The 20424-nt window shown below is 61.3% G+C and carries 19 protein-coding genes; 9 read left to right on the top strand and 10 right to left on the bottom strand.

The genetic code is table 11. The annotated features are described in order from the left end of the window. Positions 1–141: 141 nt before the first annotated feature. On the top strand, positions 142–1056 hold the full coding sequence (locus M2401_RS05300; protein WP_259100502.1) for a LysR family transcriptional regulator: 915 nt from the start codon (positions 142–144) through the stop codon (positions 1054–1056). A 149-nt stretch (positions 1057–1205) separates the two neighbouring features. Here the strand turns inward: M2401_RS05300 and argE are convergent, their stop codons facing one another. From argE to M2401_RS05255, 9 genes are all read right to left on the bottom strand, one after another. Further along, positions 1206–2351 carry an acetylornithine deacetylase gene (gene argE / locus M2401_RS05295; RefSeq protein ID WP_259100500.1) on the bottom strand — a complete coding sequence of 382 codons (1146 nt, stop codon included), beginning with the start codon at positions 2349–2351 and terminating at the stop codon, positions 1206–1208. Then, positions 2352–3026, bottom strand: a complete 675-nt coding sequence (locus tag M2401_RS05290) for a DUF1028 domain-containing protein (RefSeq protein ID WP_259100498.1) — start codon at positions 3024–3026, stop codon at positions 2352–2354. 118 nt (positions 3027–3144) lie between these two features. Further along, the gene (locus M2401_RS05285; protein ID WP_259100497.1) at positions 3145–4077 is read right to left on the bottom strand and encodes a glyoxylate/hydroxypyruvate reductase A; all 933 of its coding nucleotides are present in this window, start codon (positions 4075–4077) and stop codon (positions 3145–3147) included. Next, positions 4074–4520, bottom strand: a complete 447-nt coding sequence (locus M2401_RS05280; RefSeq protein ID WP_259100496.1) for a type II 3-dehydroquinate dehydratase — start codon at positions 4518–4520, stop codon at positions 4074–4076. Before M2401_RS05280 ends, M2401_RS05285 begins: the two co-directional genes overlap by 4 nt. A gap of 15 nt (positions 4521–4535) precedes the next feature. Continuing rightward, complete coding sequence (locus M2401_RS05275; protein WP_259100493.1) at positions 4536–5150, bottom strand: glutathione S-transferase; 615 nt, start codon at positions 5148–5150, stop codon at positions 4536–4538. 27 nt (positions 5151–5177) lie between these two features. Continuing rightward, positions 5178–6209, bottom strand: coding sequence for an NAD(P)H-quinone oxidoreductase (locus M2401_RS05270; protein WP_259100491.1), 1032 nt, complete (start codon positions 6207–6209; stop codon positions 5178–5180). 13 nt (positions 6210–6222) lie between these two features. Beyond that, positions 6223–7347: an ABC transporter ATP-binding protein gene (locus M2401_RS05265; protein WP_259100489.1), complete on the bottom strand. Its 1125-nt coding sequence runs from the start codon at positions 7345–7347 to the stop codon at positions 6223–6225. A 28-nt stretch (positions 7348–7375) separates the two neighbouring features. Further along, on the bottom strand, positions 7376–7801 hold the full coding sequence (locus M2401_RS05260; protein ID WP_259100488.1) for a RidA family protein: 426 nt from the start codon (positions 7799–7801) through the stop codon (positions 7376–7378). A gap of 137 nt (positions 7802–7938) precedes the next feature. Beyond that, complete coding sequence (locus M2401_RS05255; RefSeq protein ID WP_259100487.1) at positions 7939–9189, bottom strand: NAD(P)/FAD-dependent oxidoreductase; 1251 nt, start codon at positions 9187–9189, stop codon at positions 7939–7941. Between the two features lie 318 nt (positions 9190–9507). Here M2401_RS05255 and M2401_RS05250 point away from each other — a divergent pair, with 318 nt between their 5' ends. The 5 genes from M2401_RS05250 to M2401_RS05230 all read left to right on the top strand — a co-directional run bounded on the left by M2401_RS05250 (position 9508) and on the right by M2401_RS05230 (position 14995). Continuing rightward, entirely contained in the window at positions 9508–10482 is a 975-nt protein-coding gene (locus M2401_RS05250; protein WP_259100486.1) for a LysR family transcriptional regulator, read from the top strand. 416 nt (positions 10483–10898) lie between these two features. Continuing rightward, entirely contained in the window at positions 10899–12422 is a 1524-nt protein-coding gene (locus M2401_RS05245; protein WP_259100485.1) for an amino acid ABC transporter permease/ATP-binding protein, read from the top strand. A gap of 34 nt (positions 12423–12456) precedes the next feature. After that, entirely contained in the window at positions 12457–13329 is an 873-nt protein-coding gene (locus M2401_RS05240; RefSeq protein ID WP_259100484.1) for a phytanoyl-CoA dioxygenase family protein, read from the top strand. 27 nt (positions 13330–13356) lie between these two features. Continuing rightward, positions 13357–14190 carry an ABC transporter substrate-binding protein gene (locus M2401_RS05235; protein ID WP_259100483.1) on the top strand — a complete coding sequence of 278 codons (834 nt, stop codon included), beginning with the start codon at positions 13357–13359 and terminating at the stop codon, positions 14188–14190. A 58-nt stretch (positions 14191–14248) separates the two neighbouring features. Beyond that, positions 14249–14995 carry a class II aldolase and adducin N-terminal domain-containing protein gene (locus M2401_RS05230; protein WP_259100482.1) on the top strand — a complete coding sequence of 249 codons (747 nt, stop codon included), beginning with the start codon at positions 14249–14251 and terminating at the stop codon, positions 14993–14995. Positions 14996–15224: 229 nt separating this feature from the next. Here M2401_RS05230 and M2401_RS05225 read toward each other — a convergent pair whose 3' ends face one another. Next, positions 15225–16367 (bottom strand): alpha-hydroxy acid oxidase, encoded by a 1143-nt coding sequence (locus M2401_RS05225; protein ID WP_259100481.1) that lies wholly within the window; start codon positions 16365–16367, stop codon positions 15225–15227. A gap of 226 nt (positions 16368–16593) precedes the next feature. Between M2401_RS05225 and M2401_RS05220 the strand changes: the two genes are divergently transcribed. The 3 genes from M2401_RS05220 to M2401_RS05210 all read left to right on the top strand — a co-directional run bounded on the left by M2401_RS05220 (position 16594) and on the right by M2401_RS05210 (position 20396). Further along, positions 16594–17778: an MFS transporter gene (locus tag M2401_RS05220; RefSeq protein ID WP_259100480.1), complete on the top strand. Its 1185-nt coding sequence runs from the start codon at positions 16594–16596 to the stop codon at positions 17776–17778. A gap of 403 nt (positions 17779–18181) precedes the next feature. Further along, on the top strand, positions 18182–19183 hold the full coding sequence (locus M2401_RS05215) for an ATP-grasp domain-containing protein (RefSeq protein ID WP_259100479.1): 1002 nt from the start codon (positions 18182–18184) through the stop codon (positions 19181–19183). A 67-nt stretch (positions 19184–19250) separates the two neighbouring features. Continuing rightward, positions 19251–20396 (top strand): trypsin-like peptidase domain-containing protein, encoded by a 1146-nt coding sequence (locus M2401_RS05210; RefSeq protein ID WP_259100478.1) that lies wholly within the window; start codon positions 19251–19253, stop codon positions 20394–20396. The last annotated feature ends 28 nt before the right edge of the window (positions 20397–20424 follow it).

The raw sequence follows: 20424 nt of genomic DNA, 5'->3' as shown, positions 1-20424 counted from the left end.
CACGCGCTCCACGGCGGAGCAGGCGCTTTGTTCTGGGGCGCCAATGCGGCGTCGCGTGGCCCAGCATAGGCGCGTGGGCCGGGGCCAAAAAGGCAATTGGCGTTGAACGCGGCAACCCAGGGTTAACAACGGCAGGTATCCATGAAGTTCTATCAACTCAACGCCCTGGTGGCTGTCGCCGACGCAGGCAGTATCCGTGGTGCGGCCAAGCGTCTGGACACCTCGCCAGCGGCGGTGACCAAGGCCGTGCAGAAGCTGGAAAGCGAGATTTCCCTGCAACTGCTGGTGCGCAACACCTCGGGCATTGATTTCACCGAAGCGGGCAAGCGCCTGCTGGTCCAGGCGCGGTTGCTGGTCGCGCAGATGGACAGCGCTACTCATGTGGTGGCCGACTGCAAAGGTGAATTGACCGGACGGCTGTCGGTGGCGGTCACGCCCTGGCTGGCCATGACCCTGTTGCCCCAGGTGATGGTGAAATTTCGCCAGCAGTTTCCCCATGTGCAACTTGAGCTGCACGAAGGCCTGCATTCGATTGCCTATCCACGGCTGCGCGATGCCAGCCTGGACCTGTTTATCGGGCGACTGGACAGCCAGTGCTCCAACGTCGATCTGAACTACGTGCCGTTGTTCACCGCAGATTGCGCCGTGGTGGCACGGCGCGGACATCCACTGGCGGATTGCCGCTCTCTGGACGAACTGGCCTTTGCCGACTGGATCATGTCCGCCCGCCACGATGGCGAGTTCGTCGCCCCGGGCCACGTGCATTTTTCCCACTCGCTGTCGATTACCCTGAGCCTGCTTCGCGATACCGATATGCTCAGCATCTTCCCCTGGCCTCTGGTGGAAGTCTGCGCCCAGCGCGAGGGTTTGTGCACGTTGCCCCTGCGCGATCCGGTGGGCAGCGCTCTGGTCGGCGCGATCAGCCGCAGCGGCCAACCCTTGCGCCCGGCTGCGGAAAAATTTCTGGCCTGCCTGATCGACACCATCGAGTTGGAAATGAATGCACCGCAGTCGCCTTATCGGCGGATGCTGCAGACGGTGGAGTGGGTGAGTTGAAGGTGATCGTCGTTGGCGCCGGGCTTGCCCGCGAAGGTAATATTCCGATTGATGAAGATGCATCGGATGTACCGGCCTATTCGCGGGCAAGCCTCGCTCCCACACGATTTATGTTTGTCGCATTTTGTGGGAGCCGGCTCCTACGGGATCTACCGCAACGCCAGGATCAACCGCTCCAGCATCCGGTCACAGCCCTCAAGCTGTTCGACACTGACAAACTCATCCGGCTTGTGCCCCTGATCCATGCTCCCCGGCCCGCATACCACGGTGGGAATACCGGCGGCGTCGAACAGGCCGCCTTCGGTGCCGAACGCCACGGTGGTGAATTCGCTTGAGCCGCAGCACTGGGCGATCAGTTTGGCGGCTTCGCTCTGGGCATCGGTAGCCAGGCCGGGATAGGACGACAGCTCGGAGAAACGGATACCGCTCGCAGCATTGACCGCCTGCATTTTCGGCACCACCTGTTGCTGTGCGTAATCCTGCAATTGCCGGGCGACGTCCTTGGCGTTCTGGTCGGGAAGGGTGCGGATCTCAAAATCGAAGCGGCAGTCTGCGGGGACGATATTCAGCGCTTTGCCGCCGGTGATCACGCCGGTCTGTACGGTGGAGAAGGGTGGATCGAAGCGCGGGTCCTGCAGGTGCTCGGCGCGCAGGCCGGAGCCGATGCGGCCGAGTTCGCCGATCAGCTCGGCGGCATACTCGATAGCGTTCACCCCTTGCGGCGCAAAGGCGGAATGGCAGGCGGCACCGTGTACGTCGCAGCGCATCGCCAGCTTGCCTTTGTGGCCGAGCACCGGCTTGAGTTCGGTGGGCTCGCCGATGATGCACAACGCCGGTTTATGCGGGCGCTGAGCCAGTTCGGCGAGCAGGCTGCGCACGCCCAGGCAGCCGACTTCTTCGTCATAGGACAGGGCGATATGCACCGGCATGCGCAGCGGCTGGGCCAGCAGTGCCGGGACGGCCGCCAGTACGCAGGCGATATAACCCTTCATGTCGGCGGCGCCACGGCCATACAGCTTGCCGTCCTTTTCGCTCATCTCGAACGGCGGCACCGTCCACGGCTGGCCATCCACCGGCACCATATCGGTATGCCCGGACAGCACCACACCGGGCCGATCATCGCTGCCGATGGTGGCGAAGAGATTGGCCTTGCTGCGTTCGTCATTGAAGATCAGCTCGCAGGGCACCTGATGACGGGCCAGGTAGTTGCGCACGAAGTCGATCAGTTGCAGGTTGGACTCGCGGCTGGTGGTATCGAAGCCGATCAGTGCGGCCAGAATCTCCTTGCTATTCATTCACTCGTCTCCCGGTACGCCATAGCTTGGTGCCTTGGTCGGGTCGAGGGCGCGGGTGAGGTAGTCCTGCATCTGCGGCTTGTAGTCGGTCCAGAGTCCGGCCAGTACGCCCACCGGGTCTTGCTCGGCCCAGTCGACGCGCAGGTCGATGATCGGCCAGCTCACATCGCCCACCACCTTCAGCGCTGCCGAGTGCACCGGGCCGGCTTCGCCACCGGCGGCAAGCGCGGCCTGCATGGCGGCGATCAGGCGATCGGCCAATGGCCCACCGGTAGTTTCAAAGGTCTTGACCAGGGCATCGATGACGCGGCTGTCAGCCAGCATGTTGCCTGCGCCGACGCATTGCTCTCCGGCGACCGCGTGGTAGCAGCCCAGAGTCTGGCTGCCGCTGAAGAACGCGGTGTTGCCTTGGCTGTCGATGCTGGTGACTTGGCGGAACTGGCTGTACCTGTCGTACGTCGGCACTGTGGCCAGGGCTTGTTCCGGGGACTGCCCGCTTTCCAGTTGATCCAGTACATGGCTGCCCAATGCCGGCAGTGTGATGTTCTGCGTCGACACCGCTCCCACGCCGGGACGCAACCAGGGGCAGCGAGCGCCCACGGCAATGCTCGATGAGCTGATGGCGATGCCCAGCTGGCCGGTTTCGGCACAACGGCCGATGATTGAAAACGTCATGGTCTGTGATCCTGTCGGGTACTGACCGCCATGATGGAATGGCACGACCGATCCGGTAAAACAGCCTTTGCCGGGGTTCTGCATCAGGATTTCCGATGCAGGTCCGCTATCCGGTTTTTCAGTAGCCGCGGGCCGGATCAACCTGATGCAGTACGGCCTCGCCACGGCCCAGGCGCAGGATATTGTCGGCCACTTGCCGGGCGGCACTGGCGGGGATGGCGATCGAGGCCAGATGCGGGGTGATCAGCACATTGTCCAGTGCCCAGAGTGGATCTTCCGGGGGCAGGGGTTCGCGGTCGAACACATCCAGGGTCGCTTCACCGATCTGCCCGCTGATCAGAGCGTCAGTCAATGCCTGCTGATCGACCACGGCGCCACGGGAGACGTTGATAAAGCAGGCACCTTTGGGCAGCAAAGCCAGGCGCTCGGCATCGAGCAGACCGCGGGTCTGTTCGGTCAGGGGCAGCATGACCACCAGAATGTTGCTGCCGCCAAGAAAACCGTCCAGCGAGTCCATGCCGTTCACGCAACTGACGCCGTCGAGTTGTTTTGGCGACCGCGACCAGCCCCGCACATCAAAGCCCTGACGCGCCAGTTCCAGCGCTGCATAGGAGCCCAGTTCGCCCAAACCCAGCACGCCGACCCGGACACTGGCAGGCAGGCGCGGATGCAGATAGTGCCAGCGGTGTTCCCGCTGGGCGCGTTCGAAGGCCGGAATGTCGCGGGCATAACGCAGTACGGCAAACAGCACATAGCTGGCCATCATGCGGCCCATGTCCGGATCGGAGACGCGGGTGATGGGCACGGCAGGCAGGTCATCGCGCTCGACCAGGGCATCGACGCCCGCGCCGAGGTTGACCAGCAGTTTCAGGTTGGGGAAGCGTGCGAAGAAACCGTGGGGCGGCTTCCACGTCAACACGTAGTGCACGCTGTCCGGGTCTTCGATCTCATCGTCGCGGCAGATATGCACGCCCGGCAGCAGCGGTGCGAGCAGGGCGCGCCATTCGGTGAAACTGTCGAACTGACTTTGGAACACCAGGGTCGAGGTCATGCTTTGTGCTCCAACAGTTCGGCCACCGCCGTCAGCGCCAATCGATAACCCAGGGCGCCGAGCCCGGCGATCACCCCGGTGGCGGCCTTGGACACGTAGGAGTGATGACGGAAACTCTCGCGCTTCCAGATATTGCTCATGTGCGCTTCGATGATGGGGCCGTCGAAGGCCAGCAGGGCGTCGAGAATCGGTACCGAGCTATAGGTCAGGCCAGCGGCATTGATGATCACGGCGTCGGCGTTCAAGCGTGCTTCCTGAATCCAGTCGACCAGCACGCCTTCATGGTTGCTCTGGCGAAACTCCAGTTGCAGGCCCAGCTCGCTGGCATGGCGCTGGCAGCGTGCTTCGATACTGGCAAAACTTTCGCTGCCATAGGTGCCGCTCTTGTCCAAACCGTAGAGGTTGGCGTTGGGGCCGTTGAGGAAAAATACGGTGCGGGGCATGACGGACTCCAGGGCTTACTCAAAAGGGCGGGTGGCGACCATCGCCGGATGCTGATCGAATTCGGCAAACCAGGCGGCGGTGGCCGGGTGCCCGGCGCGCCAGTTCAGGCTGGCAAAGCGAAAATCCAGATAGCCCAGGCCGCAGCCAAGGCTGATCAGGCCGATATCATCGGGAACATGGCTGAAGTGCGGCGCTTGTTTCTCGATTTCCGCGAGGGCGGCCCAGACCTTGGTCAGTTGTCCGTCGAGCCAGCCATCCCATTGCTTGTCGGCGGGCCGGGCGACCGTTTCGTAGCGGGCCAGCATGGCAGCATCCAGCAGGCCATCACCGAGAGCCTGGCGGGTCAGGCTCAGCCAGCGTGGCTGGCCTTCGCGGGGAAACAACGAGCCAACGGCCTGGCTGTCGAGGTATTCGCAGATCACTCGACTGTCATAGAGCATCAGGCCATCGGCAGTCTGCATGGCCGGAACCTTGGCCAAGGGGTTGAAGGCGGCGATGCGCTCATCGCGGCGGACCGGATGGGCAGCCGATTCGAGCTTTTCGATCCGCTCGCTCAGCCCCAGGCAATGGGCGCTGACCATGACCTTGCGCACGTAGGGCGAGGTTGGGGCGAAATACAGTTTGAACATGGGCGCATTACGCTCTTGGGTGTCGGATTAAGGGGCCGGGTTGATCAGCAGCACCTTGCCGAGATTGGCATTGCTTTCCAGCAGGCGATGGGCATCGGCGGCACGCTCCAGAGGCAGACGGCTATGGATCAGCGGGCGCACCTGACCCGACGCCAGCCACGGCAGCAGGTTTTCCTTGATGCACGCTGCCAGGCGCGACTTCTCGGCGCTGCTCTTGGGGCGCAGGGTGGAGGACGTGAGGCTCAGGCTCTTGCGCATCAACAGTTGCAGGTCCAGTTCGATCTTCGCCCCTTGCAGGAACGACAGGCTGACGTGGCGCCCACCCGGAGCCATGGCTTCCAGATTGCGCGCTACATATGGACCGCCGACGTTGTCGAGGACGACATCGACGCCGCGCCCTTCGGTGCATTGGACGATCACTTCGACGAAGTCTTGCTCATGGCGATCAACCGCGCGCCAGACGCCAAGCGCCGTCAGCATGGCGACTTTCTCTGCGCCACCGGCAGTGGCAATGACCCTGGCCCCGGCGGCATGGGCGCACTGCACGGCAAAGCTGCCAACACCGCTGGCGGCACCATGGATCAACACGATGTCGCCCGCCCGCAGACGGCCCAGCTCGAACAGGTTATGCCACACGGTAAAGGCCGCTTCAGGCACGCCAGCGGCATCTTCCAGGGGCAGACCCGCGGGCACGGGCAGGCAATGCGTTGCCAAAGCCACGCAATATTCGGCGTAACCGCCACCATTAAGCAGGGCCATGACCCGATCACCGGGGACGAAATCGCTGACGCCATTGCCCACGGCCATGACCGTGCCCGCTGCTTCCAGGCCCAGCACATCGGTAGTCCCCGGCGGTACCGGCATGCCGCTGCGCTGCATCAAATCCGGACGGTTGACGCCGGCGGCCGCCACCCGAATCAGTATTTCGCCCGCCTGGGGTTGTGGCATCGGCCGCTCGACGCTCTGGAGCACGTCGGCTGTTCCCGGTTCGCGAGCAATAACGGCGCTGATGATTTCAGGCAGCAGGCTATGGCTGACAGGATGTTGGATAGCGGTCATGGGGTACTCGGATTCAAGGGATAGGCAAGACAGCGGCGGCAAAGGCGCAGATGCCTTCGCTGGCGAAACTCAGGCCGGCGGCGCAACCGACCGGCCAGCGGGTCAGGGCATCGGGGCCGGACTGACGTACGAACAGGCGGTTCTGGCCCAGGGCCGGAACGTCCAGATGAATGTCGACGTGATCACCCTGGAACACATGGCTGACCACGGTGGCGCTGAGCAGGGTGTCCGGCCCCAGTGGGGCAAGACGAATGCTTTCCGGGCGCACATAGATATTCACGCGCGCGCCGACTTCTGCATGGACTTGCTCGGCCGGCAGGCGCAGGGTGATGTCAGCCATGGCCAGGACCACCCGGTCGTCGCGACTCAGGTAGCGCCCGGCGAGGATATTGACGTCGCCGACGAAGCTGGCCACGAACGGGTCCCGGGGGCGGCGATAGAGAGTGTCCGGAGTACCGATCTGCAGCACATGCCCGGCGCACATGACCACCACCCGGTCGCTCATGCTCAGGGCTTCACTCTGTTCATGGGTCACGAACACCGTGGTCACCCCCAGCCTGCGCTGGATGTCCTTGAGTTCGTTGTGCATCGACAGGCGCAGACCTTTGTCCAGGGTCGAGAACGGCTCGTCCAGCAGTAACACCTTGGGCCGGATTACCAGAGCCCGTGCCAGCGCCACGCGCTGTTGCTGGCCGCCGGAAAGCTCCTGGGGGTTGCGCTGACCAAAGCCCGGCAACTTGACGATGGTCAGAGCCTGCTCGACCCGCTCGGCTATTTCGGCCTGGGCCACACCGCGCCTGTGCAAGTCGTAACCGATGTTCTGCGCCACGTTCATATGGGGCAACAGAGTGTTGTTCTGCAACACAAGGCCGATTTCCCGCTCATGGGGTGCAAGCTCGCCGAGCCGCTGGCCGTCGATAAAGACCTCGCCGGTGTCGGCTTCGACAACGCCGGCCATCAGTTTGAGCAGGGTGGTTTTGCCGCAACCAGACGGCCCCAGCAACGTGATGAATTCACCTTGGTGAATCTTCAGCGAGACCTCGTGCAGGGCGATGGCGTCCCCGAAGCGCTTGAGCACCTTGTTCAATTGCACGGCCACGATCGCAGGTTCCGGGTTCCTGAGCTGGGCAGTTGCCATGGGCGCTCCTTTGCTTGAGGGAAGGATTTCAGGCGCCGGTCCAGTCGTCCGGAATCACCGCGATCACGTCGATTTCCATCAACCATTGCGGTTGACCGAGACCGGAAATCACCAGGCCGGTGGAGATAGGGAATACCCCCTTGAGCCATTTGCCGACTACCTGATACACCGGCTCGCGATAGCGCGGGTCGATGATGTAAGTGGTGGTTTTGACGATGTGGGACAGGTCCGAGCCTGCCTCTTCAAGCAGTTGCTTGACGTTTTTCATGGCCTGCTCGGCCTGGGCCGCCGGGTCGCCGAGGCCGACCAGATTGCCGTCGAAGTCCGTGCCGATCTGGCCACGCACATAGACCGTGTTGCCAGCGCGTACGGCCTGGCACAGGTCGTTGTCCAGGCTCTGGTTGGGGTAGGTCTGCTTGGTGTTGAACATGCGGATACGCGTGTGGGTTGGCATGCCGTGAGTCTCTCGAATAAGTGAATGGGCCAAGCTTCACATTGCCCCGGCTTTGCCGAAACCAGCATTTGGGCAGGGCAATGCTTAGGAAAAACCGAAGCCCGGGATTGGCCAGTCGCGCCACCCCGGGCGCGGTATCAGGACGGCTTGTAGGCCATGTAGTCGTTTTGCAGGACGATGTGGTCGGCGATGTATTTCGCGTCGTGCCACACACCGTAGATAAACGACGACGCACGGTTGACCAGGTTGGGCAGGCCGAGGAAGTAGATGCCGCTTTCGGCGCAGATCCCGCGCTTGTGGAAGGGCTCGCCCTTTTCGTCGAAGGCGTTGACCTGCAGCCAGCTGAAGTCGAATTTGAAGCCAGTGGCCCAGAGGATCGTGGTGATACCGGCCTGCTCCAGATCCAGGCTCAGGACCGGGTTGGTCAGGCAGTCTGGATCAGGCAACAGCGCCCAGGCGTTGGGTTCTTGCGGGAACGGCAGGCCGTTTTGCTCGATATAGGCATCGGCGTCGCGCAGTACATCGAAGTACGCCTTGTCGCCTTCAGCGATGTTGGCGGCCAGGCCCGGTTCGAATTCCATGACACCGTTGTTGCACGACTTGGTCAGGCCAACCAGAGTGATGCCTTGATGAGCCAGACGACGGAAGTCCACGGTCTTGCCGCCCTCATAACCGCTGACGGCAAAGGCCACATGCTTCTTTTTCGGCGTGATGCGTACTTCGTCCCACAGGCCCAGGGCACCCAGCCACCAGCAGTAGTCGCGACCGCGATACGAGCGAGGAGGGCGATAGTGTTCACCCACCGACAGGTACACGGTCTTGCCGGCCTTTTGCAGCTCTTCGGCGATCTGCGAACCGGACGCACCGGCGCCCACCACCAGTACCGCGCCCTCGGCCAGTTGGCCCGGATTCTTGTAGGTGCAGGAGTGCAGTTGCTGGACCTTGACCTGCTCGGAAACGATATTCGGCATGGCCGGGCGCTGGAACGGGCCGGTCGCTGCGACCACGTTGGCTGCTTCGATGATGCCGTCCGACGTGGTCACCTTGAAACCGGGGCGACCCGCGTGGCGCTCGACCTTGAGCACTTCGACGCCGGTGCGGATCGGCGCCTTGAGCATGTCGGCGTAGGCTTCGAAATAGTCAGCCATGCGCTCTTTCGGCGGAAAGACTTCCGGGGAAATGTTGCTGAATTTCATGCTCGGAAAGCGATCGTGCCAGGCCGGGCCGTTGGCGACCAGGGAGTCCCAGCGCTCCGAACGCCAGCGTTCGGCGATGCGGCTGCGCTCCAGAACAATGTGCGGCACACCCATGAGTGAAAGATGCTCGCTCATCGCGACACCCGCCTGGCCTGCGCCGACCACCAAGGTGTTAATTGTTTCAACTGACATTTGAATTTCCTAAAGAGAATCGACCTTGATCGGTTTCGCCGATGCCATGGCACCGACAGCACGTCGAGAAGGCACAGGAGCCTTGCAGACTTCATTCATCCACGGCGGCCAGTGTGATCAAGGGTGGTTCTGATAGGAATTCTGCTTTTTGAACGTAGAGCTTAGGAAAAACCGAACCCCGCTTGAGCCTGTGGAACGGGATGATTGCATCTCGTCGCGTGCAGCGGCGTGCGCGGACTTCCCGGCATGAACTCTGCAACGTGGTCAATTCAGGGCTGGCACAGTTTTTCGTCAACCCGTTCAGATGTGGAGGGCTTCATGCTCAGTCGTATTACTCAGCGCCAGCTGGAATATTTCGTCGCGTCCGGGGAGGCCGGCAGCATCAGCGCGGCGTCGGAACGCATTCATGTGTCGTCACCTTCTATATCGGCGGCGATCACCCACATGGAGGCCGAACTGGGCATTCAGTTGTTCATCAGGCATCACGCCCAGGGCATCTCCCTGACGGCAGTGGGGCGTCAGGTCATGCAGGAAGCCAAGCTGATCCTGGAGCAGATGAGCAACCTTTATACGATTGCTTCCGAGTCGCTCAACACTGTGCGTGGGCCATTGCGCGTGGGTTGCCTGCACTCACTGGCACCGATGATCACCCCCGAGCTGGTGTTCGGCTTCGGTCGAGCCTTTCCGGGAGTACGCATCACCCAGGTGGAGGGTGATCACGAGCAGTTGCTGGAAAAACTACGCAGTTCCGAGATCGATATTGCCCTGACTTACGACCTGGTCAGCAGCGCCGATATCGACTTCCAGCCCCTGGCCAAGCTGCCGGCGTATGTCATGGTCGGTGACTATCATCCCCTGGCCAATATGCCCGCAGTGACTACTCAGGACCTGGAAAACTATCCCATGGTGCTGCTGGATATCCCCTGGAGCCGGGAGTATTTCCTTGGCCTGTTCACCCAGACCGGCACCACGCCGAACGTGGTCATGCGCTCCAGCAATCTGGAAACCGTACGGGCCATGGTCGGTAACGGCGTGGGCTTTACCATTGCCAACGCACGGCCCAAGGGCAACATTTCCCAGGACGGCAAGCGCCTGATCCGCATTCGTCTGTCCGGTGATCTGCGGCCCTTGCAGCTGGGGTATGCCACGGCCAACAACGCCCAGTTGTCTAGGGTGGTCTCGGCTTTTACCGAGCGTTGCCGCATGTTCGTATCCGACCAGTACATCCCCGGCATGGCCGCGCCGAGCTTCTTTGATCCCCACACCGTACGGGCGAGCGCCGATATCGGCTGAGCCGCCTTGCACCACTGTCGATCATCCCTCGTAACAACTTCTGCTTCGGATTTTCTCGCCCCAGTTGTAAATCAGAAACGAATTTAAGCAACGGGCCCGAGCCTGCAGACTTTCAGCAAGAGACAAGCCAAGGACGACCATGGACGCGCCGCACCAATGTGCGGCGCCCGCGCGGAGCGTGGAATGGTTGGTGCGCCTTTGTGGGGCGATTCGTCGGCAGGCCAGTCAGGTGCACAAAACGGCCCATGAAAACGCCGTGGCGCTGCATCGGTTCTGCCTACGCACTGGTCCAGTTAATCCTAATTGACCGTGAATGCCTCTGTCCCCGAACCTCGTTTCAACGGTGCATACCGTCAGACGTGTTCGAGTGGGGCGTCCGGTTGCACTTTCTGATTTTTTTGTTGAGCGCTGCGACGATGACATTCGACTGGAATTACATGTTTGGTTTGCTGGCCGATGCCGAGTTCTGGCGAGCGACCTGGACCGTTATCAAGCTGAGCTTCGTGACCTGGGTGCTGAGTATCGGCCTGGGCTTCTTCGTGGCCCTGGCCAAGCAGTCGAAACGTGCGCTGCTGAACGGTCCGGCCCGCGCCTATATCTGGCTGTTTCGCAGTCTGCCGCTGCTGGTGCTGCTGATCTTCGTCTACAACATTCCCCAGGCATTTCCGGCCGCGTCGGTGGTGCTGGGCGACCCGTTCTGGGCCGGTCTGCTGGCCATGGTCCTGTGTGAAACGGCTTATGTCGCAGAGATCCATCGCGGCGGTCTGCTGTCGATTCACAAGGGCCAGGCCGAGGCGGCGCGGGCCCTGGGCCTGAAGTTTCTCGGCACCCAGTGGCGCGTGGTGATTCCCCAGGCCCTGCGGGTAGCCCTGCCGTCCCTGGCCAACGAATACATCTCTATCGTCAAACTCAGCTCCCTGGTCTCGGTGATCTCCCTGACGGAAATTCTCATGGTCGGCCAGCGCCTGTATTCACAGAACTTCCTGGTCATGGAGACCATGGCGGCGGTGGCGTTCTATTACGTGCTGATCGTTACGGTGTTCGACTACCTGCTCAAGCGTCTGGAGAAGTTTCTCGACGTCAATCAGCGCAACGTTTCTCGCGTACCGGATGCCGAAGTTCTGGCCCTGGCCACCCAGCAACGTGCGGTGGTGCAGCGTGCGCCGAGCAGCGAGCCACAGGTCCCGGCGCTGCAGGCCAGCCGTCTGCACAAGGCCTACAACAACGTGGAGGTGCTTGGCGCGGTCAGCCTGCAGATTCAGCCCGGTGAAGTGGTCTCGGTGATTGGCCCGTCCGGCTCGGGCAAGACCACCCTGATTCGCCTGCTCAATGGCCTTGAGCAGATCGACAACGGCGACATCAAGATCAATGGTCAGCCGTTCATTCACCTGAGCAGACAGGGCGCTTCGCTACCGCAATATGTGGAGCACGCCGAGCATCGCCTGAACATCGGCATGGTGTTCCAGAGCTTCAACCTGTTCCCCCACCTCACCGTGCTCGACAACTTGCTGATGGCGCCGCGTTACCACCGCCTGGGCCGTATTGAAGAGCTCAAGCAACAGGCCTACGCCCTGCTGCACAAAGTGGGAATGCTCGATCACGCCTGGAAGTACCCGCATCAACTGTCCGGTGGCCAGCAGCAGCGCGTGGCGATTGCCCGGGCCCTGATGATGCGTCCGCAGATCATGTTGTTCGATGAGCCGACCTCGGCCCTGGATCCGGAGAAGGTCAACGAGGTGTTGCAGGTCATCGAGGCGCTGGCGAAGGAGGGCATCACCATGGTGATCGTCACTCACGAGATGAATTTCGCTTTCAAGGTTTCCGACCGGATCGTCTTCATGGAGAAGGGCCGCGTGGTTTGCGATGACAAACCCGAGGTGCTGCGCAGCGGCCACAACCCTCGCGTCGAAGCGTTCCTCAAAGATGTATCGCTGGCATGACCCTTAATTTTTCAGGTTGCAGGAAGAGCAGAACATGATCGAGCAATGGCAGGTTGAGCAATTTCACCGGGACGGCGTCCTGGTGGTAGAGGGGGTGCTGTCGGCTGAGGAAGTGGCAGCCCTGCAACACGACTTCGACCAGTGGGTAGAGGAGAGTCGCGGCCATGAGCAGGGCTGGGGCGAAACCATCGACGGTCGTGCGCGCTTCGATCTGGAAGGCGACCACCGCGCAGATCATCCGTCGTTGCGTCGGGTCAGTTCGCCGACCGAGATTTCCCCGGCCTACCGGCAGGTCGCGTTGCAGTCGCGCATGGCCGCGATTGCTGCGCAGTTGATCGGCGCTGGCGGCACCCGTTTCCATCACAGCAAGATCAACTCCAAGCTGCCCCACACCGCGACTCAGGTGAAGTGGCACCAGGACTTTCTGTTCACGCCGCACAGTAATGACGACATCGTCACCGCGCTGTTAATGGTCAGCGAAGTGACCCCGCAGAACGGCCCGCTGAACGTGATCCCGGGTAGTCATAAAGGCCCGCTGTGGTCGCACTGGCATGAGCAGCGCTTCACCGGTGCGGTGGACGATCAAGTTGTCGAAGAGCATTGCCAGGAGCCGGTTGCCTGCTTCGGCCCGGCCGGTTCCGTGTGCTTCATGCACACACGTTTGTTGCACGCTTCAAGCCCTAACGAGACCGAGCTGCCGCGCACTCTGTTCATCAGCGTCTATGCCGCTGAAGACGCGCTGCCATTCGGCGAAAACCCTCTGCCCAGCCAGCACTCCGGCCTGATGGTGGCCGGTGAGGAAAGTGGCCTCGTGCGTTCTACGAGCAATCAGATGCGCTTGCCGCAGAAGCCTCGCGGCGCCTCTTTCTTTGTGCAACAGGCTGGCCAAGACCAAGCCACTGCCTAATTTCTCTCAACCTTGCGGGTATTCAAAATGACAGCGATGCACAAGTTGGTTCGTCCTATTGCCCTGAGCCTGATCGGCGCAGCGGTGGCGATGACTTCATTGGCGGCCTCGGCCTTCCAGCAGGATGGCAAGATCGTCGCCGGTTCCGACGTGACCTTCTTCCCCTACGAGTACATGGACAACAATCGCCCGGCCGGCTTCGATATCGAGTTTCTCGACGGTCTGGGCAAGGTCATGGGGCGCAAGGTGGAAACTGTCGATACACGCTTCCCCAACCTGATCACCGGCCTGCAGGGTGGCCGCTTCGACGTCACTAACTCGTCGATGTACATCACCGCCGAGCGAGTGAAAGTCATCGACATGATCCCTTACCTCAAGAGCGGCGAATCCATCCTTGCGCTCAAGGGCGGCGAGTTCCAGCCCAAGCGTCCGGAAGACTTCTGCGGCCATAAGATTGGTTCCATGGCCGCCACTTCCTGGCTGGCGCAGATGAACAAGCTCTCGGCTGAGTACTGCGTCAAGAATGGCCTCAAGCCGATCGCGATCAGTGAGTACGCCACCGACCCGCAAACCACCCAGGCCATGCTCGCTCACGCCGTTGAAGCGCAAATCACCGACGCCGCCGTGGCCCGTGGCGTGGTCGACAAGCTCGGCGGTCGCGTGGTGATTTCCTCTGACAGCCTGATCTATCCGGTGCTCAACGGCTTTGGCGTGAAGAAGGGCAACGACGAGGTCAAGAAGGCTCTGGTCGACGCCCTGGCCAAATACCGCACCACCCCTGAATACGCGGCGCTGCTGAAGAAGTACAACTTCCAGGCACCGACCGATGAAGACATCGCCACCCTGATGCCTAAACCCTGATTAGCGCTTATAGCGTGTGCCGCACTCCGGTGCGGCCACGTCCTGCGGAGAAAGATTCATGTCGTTAACTTTAGAAGAGCAGGCCGTCGAAAAGCAGGCTCGCGTCGATCTTGCGGCGACCTTCCGTATCGTTGCCCACCAGGGCATGCATGAAGCGGTGGCCAACCACTTCAGCGCCGCAGTCTCGGCGGACGGTAAAAAATTCCTGATCAACCCGAAGTGGAAACACTTCTCGCGGATCCGCGCCAGTGACCTGCTGCTGCTGGATGCCGATGATCCGGCCAGTGCCGAGCACCCGGACGTTGACTCCACCGCCTGGGCCATTCACGGGCAGATTCATCAGCGCCTGCCGCAAGCTCGCGCAGTGCTGCATCTGCACCCGGTCTACACCACTGCGGTGGCCTGTCTGGCCAAGCCCCAGGTGCTGCCCATCGACCAGAACACCGCGCGCTATTTCAACCGTGTTGCCGTGGACGAAATGTATGGTGGCATGGCCGACACCGAGGCCGAAGGCGAGCGTCTGGCCGGGCTGCTGGACGGCAAGAGCCGGCTGCTGATGGGTAACCACGGGGTCATGGTGATTGCGCCGAACATCGGCGAAGCCTTCGACGATATCTGGACCCTGGAACGGGCCTGCCAGATCCTTGTCACGGCATGGTCGACCGGTCAGCCGTTGCGTGTGCTATCAGACGACGTCGCCGAAAAAACCGCCAAGGGTTGGGAAAAAATCACCGACTTCTCTCGTCGTCATTTCGAAGAAATGAAACAGCTGATGATTGATGCCGATCCTTCGGTTCTCGACTGACAGGGCAAGGCCTGCAGGAGATCCCGCCTTTTCTACGATAGCAGCGAACACTTGGAAGCGGGGCTGGAACAAATCGGGTGGGAGCGAATTCATTCGCGAATGGGCCAGTACATCCGACGCATGAGTATCGTGTGAAATACCGCTTTCGCGAATGAGTTCGCTCCCACTGGTTTTGGTTTGGCACATCGCGTCGGTCTTTCGCCCGGATGCTGACGTCTGCCACCTGGCGTCAGTGCCTGAGCAGGATATCGCGATTGACCTCGCGGATATCGGTCCTGCCGCAGAATGCCATGGACAGGTCAAGCTCGTTCCTGATCAGCTCAAGCGCCTTACTCACGCCTTGCTCGCCAAGAGCGCCCAGCCCGTACAGCATGGCCCGGCCGATATAGGTGCCTTTGGCCCCCAGAGCGATCGCCTTGAGCACATCCTGGCCCGAACGAATGCCACCATCCAGATGCACCTCGGCGTAGCTGCCCACCGCTTCGACTATTCCCGGCAGTGCTGAAATCGACGATGCCGCGCCATCGAGCTGGCGTCCGCCATGGTTGGACACGATGATCGCGTCGGCGCCGGCTTCCACCGCCAGGCGGGCGTCGTCGGGGTCCTGGATACCCTTGACGATCAGCTTGCCGCCCCAGCGCTGCTTGATCCACGCCACATCCTGCCAGGACAGGCGCGGGTCGAACTGATCCCGGGTCCAGTCGACCAGGGAACTGATGTTATCGACGCCTTTGGCGTGGCCGACGATATTGCCGAACTGGCGATTGCCGGTTCGCAGCATGTTCAGGCACCAGCGCGGTTTGCTGGCCATATCGGCGATAGTGCGCAGGGTCGGTTTGGGCGGGATAGACAGGCCGTTCTTCTTGTCCTTGTGCCGCTGGCCGAACACCTGCAGATCCATGGTCACCACCAAGGCTGAGCAATGGGCATTGCGCGCACGTTCGATCAGGTCTTCGACGAAGCTTCGATCACGGGTCACGTAGACCTGAAACCAGAACGGATGATGTTCAGTCCCGTGAGCCACCGTTTCGATGGAGCAGATGCTCATGGTCGACAGGGTAAAAGGTATGCCGAACTTCTTCGCCGCCCGCGCCGCCAGAATCTCGCCGTCGGCGTGCTGCATACCGGTAAGCCCGGTCGGGGCAATGGCCACCGGCATGCTTACCGGTACACCGACCATGCTGCTGGCGGTGCTGCGCTGAGTAATGTCGAACGCCACGCGCTGACGAAACTCCAGACGCTGAAAGTCCGCCTCGTTGGCACGGTAGGTGTATTCGGTCCAGGAGCCGCCATCGACATAGTCATAAAACATCCGCGGCACCCGCTTGCGCGCGAGCCTGCGCAGGTCTTCGATACAGGTAATTTCAGCCATGGAATCCGTGAGCCTGAGTGGGGGGAGCCTCAAGCTTCACACCGTACAGAGCCGCACGAAACGAGCATTTATGGCAGGTAGTGGTTAGGCAAAAGTGAAGCGCTGGCGTGCCTCTCGCCAACCGAGCGAATAGATGCAGCTTTGCTAATCCTTACTCCGCAACTGCGCTAACCAAGCCTGCCCATGGCCGTGCTAAAAAAGTCATCTCCCTTTCTGGATGGCTTCAATGGACAGTTTGCCCCCGGCTAAACGTGGCACTCACTTCGGCGCGTTCTGTATCGCCAGTTTTCTGCTGTCGATTGCTTACGGCTCGACCTTTCTCTTGTCGTTGCTGGTGAGTTCCTTTGGTGGCAATGAACGCAATGCCGGGCAAGTCTTTGCCGTGGCAATGCTCAGTACGCTGGTCACGGTGCTGTGCTCCGGTCATGTCTTGCAGCGTTTGGGTGCCCCGCGTTGCATTGCGTTGGCGGCGTTGTGTCTGGTCGTTGCGTCGTTGGGGTTTGCCCTGGTGCCGGGCCTGGGCATCGCGCTGTTGATCTGTGGCTTGCTGCTGGGTATCGGCTGGGGGCTGTTTTATACGGTCGGGCCGATCATGGTGGCCGGGATGGTCGAGCCTGCCCGGCGCACTCACTGCTTTGCACTGCTGTCGGGCAGCATGTTGACGGGTATTGGCAGCGGTCCGTTGGCGGGCAAGTTGGCCGGGTATTTCGGGCTGCCGGTGCAAGCGGCTTTTTTCTGCGCGGCCATTGCTGCGGTTTTGGGTGGCGCTTATTTCTGCTGGCTGGACGCGCGGGGTGGCGAGTCGGCGCACAGGCCTGCGACCCCGGTGCATATCAGTTTTGCATCTGCCGCTCTGGTACTGCGTTCGCGCTCGGCCTTTTCCATTGTGATGGTGGGTCTGGGCGGTGCGATCTTTGGTGGCCTCGGCAGTTTCCAGACCAGTTATTGCGCCACCCTCGGCCTGGACTACTCGCTGTTCTTCACCGGCTTCATGGGTGCGGCCATCGGTTGCCGCCTGTTTGTGTCCGGATGGCTGGTCAAGCGCAATCCCTTCGCCGCCTCGGCGGTTTTGACCACCTTCATGCTGATCGCCGTCAGCGGTTTTGATATCTGGGTCCACGACAGTTTCAGTTATGTATTGACCGCTGCCTTGCTTGGCGTGGGATACGGCTTGAACTATTCAGTGATCAACGGCCTGGCTGCCAATGAAGCGCCTGCGGGCCTGACCGCACAGGCACTGCTGCTGTTCAGCCTTGCCTATTTCATCGGTGTATTTGGCTTTCCTTTCATTGCAGGGAAGGTGATTGCCGACAGTGGCGTGCATGGAATGTTGCTGGGGGTGGGGGCGATCGCCGTGCTGGTGTGGGTTTTGAGTGTCGGGCGTTGGGTGCGCGCGGTGGTGCGGGAATGATTTGCGGGGCCGACATTTGAATTGGAATGTGGTCCCGTGGGAGCCGGCCTGCTGGCGATAGCGACCTGACAGGCGACATCTTTATTGAATGATCCACCGGATCGACAGCAAGCCGGCTCCCACATATTTGCGCCTGACGCGCAATGGTGTAGAGGCGATATGCCACTCCTGCCAACTCATACCGCCTACAAAAACTGTGTACCCGTTCTCTTTCGTTCGGGTTACGTTTTGAAACTATTGTTTACCCGCCGTGTACTAATACACGCCACTGGTTGGACTTTGCCTTAGGCATAATGGCGCCCTTTAGCGTGTCCGTCCGCCATCCTTCAAGAGATGCCCACTGTTCTCGGGGCCCGCCTTGACCTCGTCTTCATCCATTCGCATGCCTGAAAGGTGCTTTTCAATGATCTGGTTTCTCGAAGGGCAGGCCTCTCAGCGCGACGTCATCATTGGCGCCCGCGATGCTTTGCCGGCGGGAACGCGGATTGTTGCGTCCCATCGACGTGATCGACCGGAGATCACCGGCGAGGCCGATCTGGCATTGCAGGAGCCCGAGGACCGTGAAGAACGCCTGGCCTGGGTGATCGAAACGGCGCGAGCCCATTCAGTAAAAGTAGTGGTCGCCGGGCGGATTGGCGGTTCCTACGAAGCCCATCGCGGCGACTTCGAAGCAGCTGGCCTGGCGCTGGTGACCGGCGGCAGCTCTGCGCGCACTTTCGAGCTGGTAGACGACAAGAGCCTGTTCACTGCCGAGGCAGAGCGGGTCGGTCTGGCCTGCGTCCCGGCGATTACCGTGACCAATGCCCAGGAGCTGACCCGGGCCTACGAGAGCCTGGCGGCCCTTGGCGAGGTTTGTATCAAGCCCACCGTGGGTATCTATGGCCAGGGATTCTGGCGTTTCCAGGATGGAATCGATCCATTTCGCTGCTTTGCCAACCCGGATGCCCGTGAAGTCGATTTCGCCGCCTACCTGCAGCTCTACCAGACCCAGGCAGACCGCCCGGCGATGCTGGTAATGCCTTATATGGCGGGGCCGGAGTGCTCTGTCGATATGGTCTGCGAGGCGGGGCGGGTAGTCGGGTTCGTCGGCCGCCGCAAGCAGGGCGTGCATCAGACCTTCGAGCGCGACAGCGCGGCGGTGAGGCTGGCGCTCAGAGCGGCAGAACACTTTGGCTGCGACGGCATCGTCAATGTGCAGACCCGTGACGATGCCGAAGGGGTGCCGCATCTTCTCGAAATCAATCCGCGCTATTCCGGCGGCATCGGCTACACGCGCGCGACCGGCATCAACCTGCCGGGAATCTTCGCCACGCGCCGTCTGGGCTACGCTGAGCCGGTCAGTGCCTGGATCGATGGCGTGCGGGTCAAGCCGATCACCGTTGCAGTCACGGTCCCGGCCTCATGATGTTAATCGATAGATCAACGACGCAGCGCAGTATTGACGCGCACATTCATACTCATGGAGTGAGAGCATGCTTCTGGCAACAGGCGCCAATGCGCTTTTAGCGTCAGCCGACACCGGCTGGACGCTGGAGGTCGATCAAGCGGCGGCATTCGGTGCTTCTGCGGCCATTGCCTTGTTGCCGATGGATGACAAGCGCCAGCCCAAAGGTACGCCTGCGCTGTTCCATACGCCGCAAGCCGAGTGGATGGAGTGGAGCGGGGAACCGGCGAAAATCGGTTGCCAGCTCAAGCTGGGCAAGCTTCCAGCGGGCAGTGACCGTGTCCTGCTGGTGGTCTACAGCTTTGCTGCGATTGGCCCGGTCAGTGAATTGGGCGGCTTGCGTCTGCAAGTGGACGGGACCATTGAGCACCATCTCGATCTGCGCAACAACGGCGAGGCGGCAATCATCGTCGGCGAGTTCTACCTGCGTGGCGGGCAATGGAAGTTTCGCGCGCTGGCGGAAGGCTCGGCCTACGGCCTGGCGGCCATGGCACGGCGCCTGGGCATCACCATCGATGATGGCAACCCTGAGCGCCGCGGCCCCGGTCATGATCGTGCCCGCCCCGGCGATGGTTCCGGTGGCGCAACAGGCACCGGTTTCGCCGTTGCAAGCGGTGTGGTCCTGACCTGCGCCCATGTGATCGAGGGGATGCAGAACATCCATATCAGCTCATTTAACGGCCGCTACCCGGCAGAACCTGTCATGGTGGACAGTCGCAATGACATGGCACTGCTCAGGGTCCAGGGTGTCAACCTTGAACCGGTGCGTTTTTCTGAAGGGCCGGGCTGTTCGCTGGGCGATTCCGTCGTCGCTATTGGTTACCCGCTGTCCGGCCTTGCCGGGGGTGGCACTCATGTGACCCAGGGCGGTGTGTCCGCGCTGTTCGGGTTGCATAACGATTCGAGCCTGTTGCAGTTCACCGCGGCGATTCAGCCGGGGTCCAGTGGCAGTCCGTTGTTCGACTCCGCCGGCGCGGTGATTGGCATGGTCACCTCATCAGTGCCGGATGCGCAGAACATGAATTTCGCAGTGAAGTCCAACCTGCTGCTGTCGTTTCTCGATGCCTGCCACATCACAGCAACCAAAGACTTAGAAAAACCGTCACTCAATGCCGCCGATATTGCTCGTCGGGTCCAGCCGTCGCTTTGGAAGGTCGAGGCGCGCAATCACTAGAACTGTTCACTGTTTATCGCGCACCTCA

The organism is Pseudomonas sp. JUb42 (genome assembly GCF_024807945.1).
Taxonomy (GTDB): domain Bacteria; phylum Pseudomonadota; class Gammaproteobacteria; order Pseudomonadales; family Pseudomonadaceae; genus Aquipseudomonas.
Note: the sequence above shows the minus strand (reverse complement) of the source record. Positions and strands in the feature narration are given on the sequence as shown.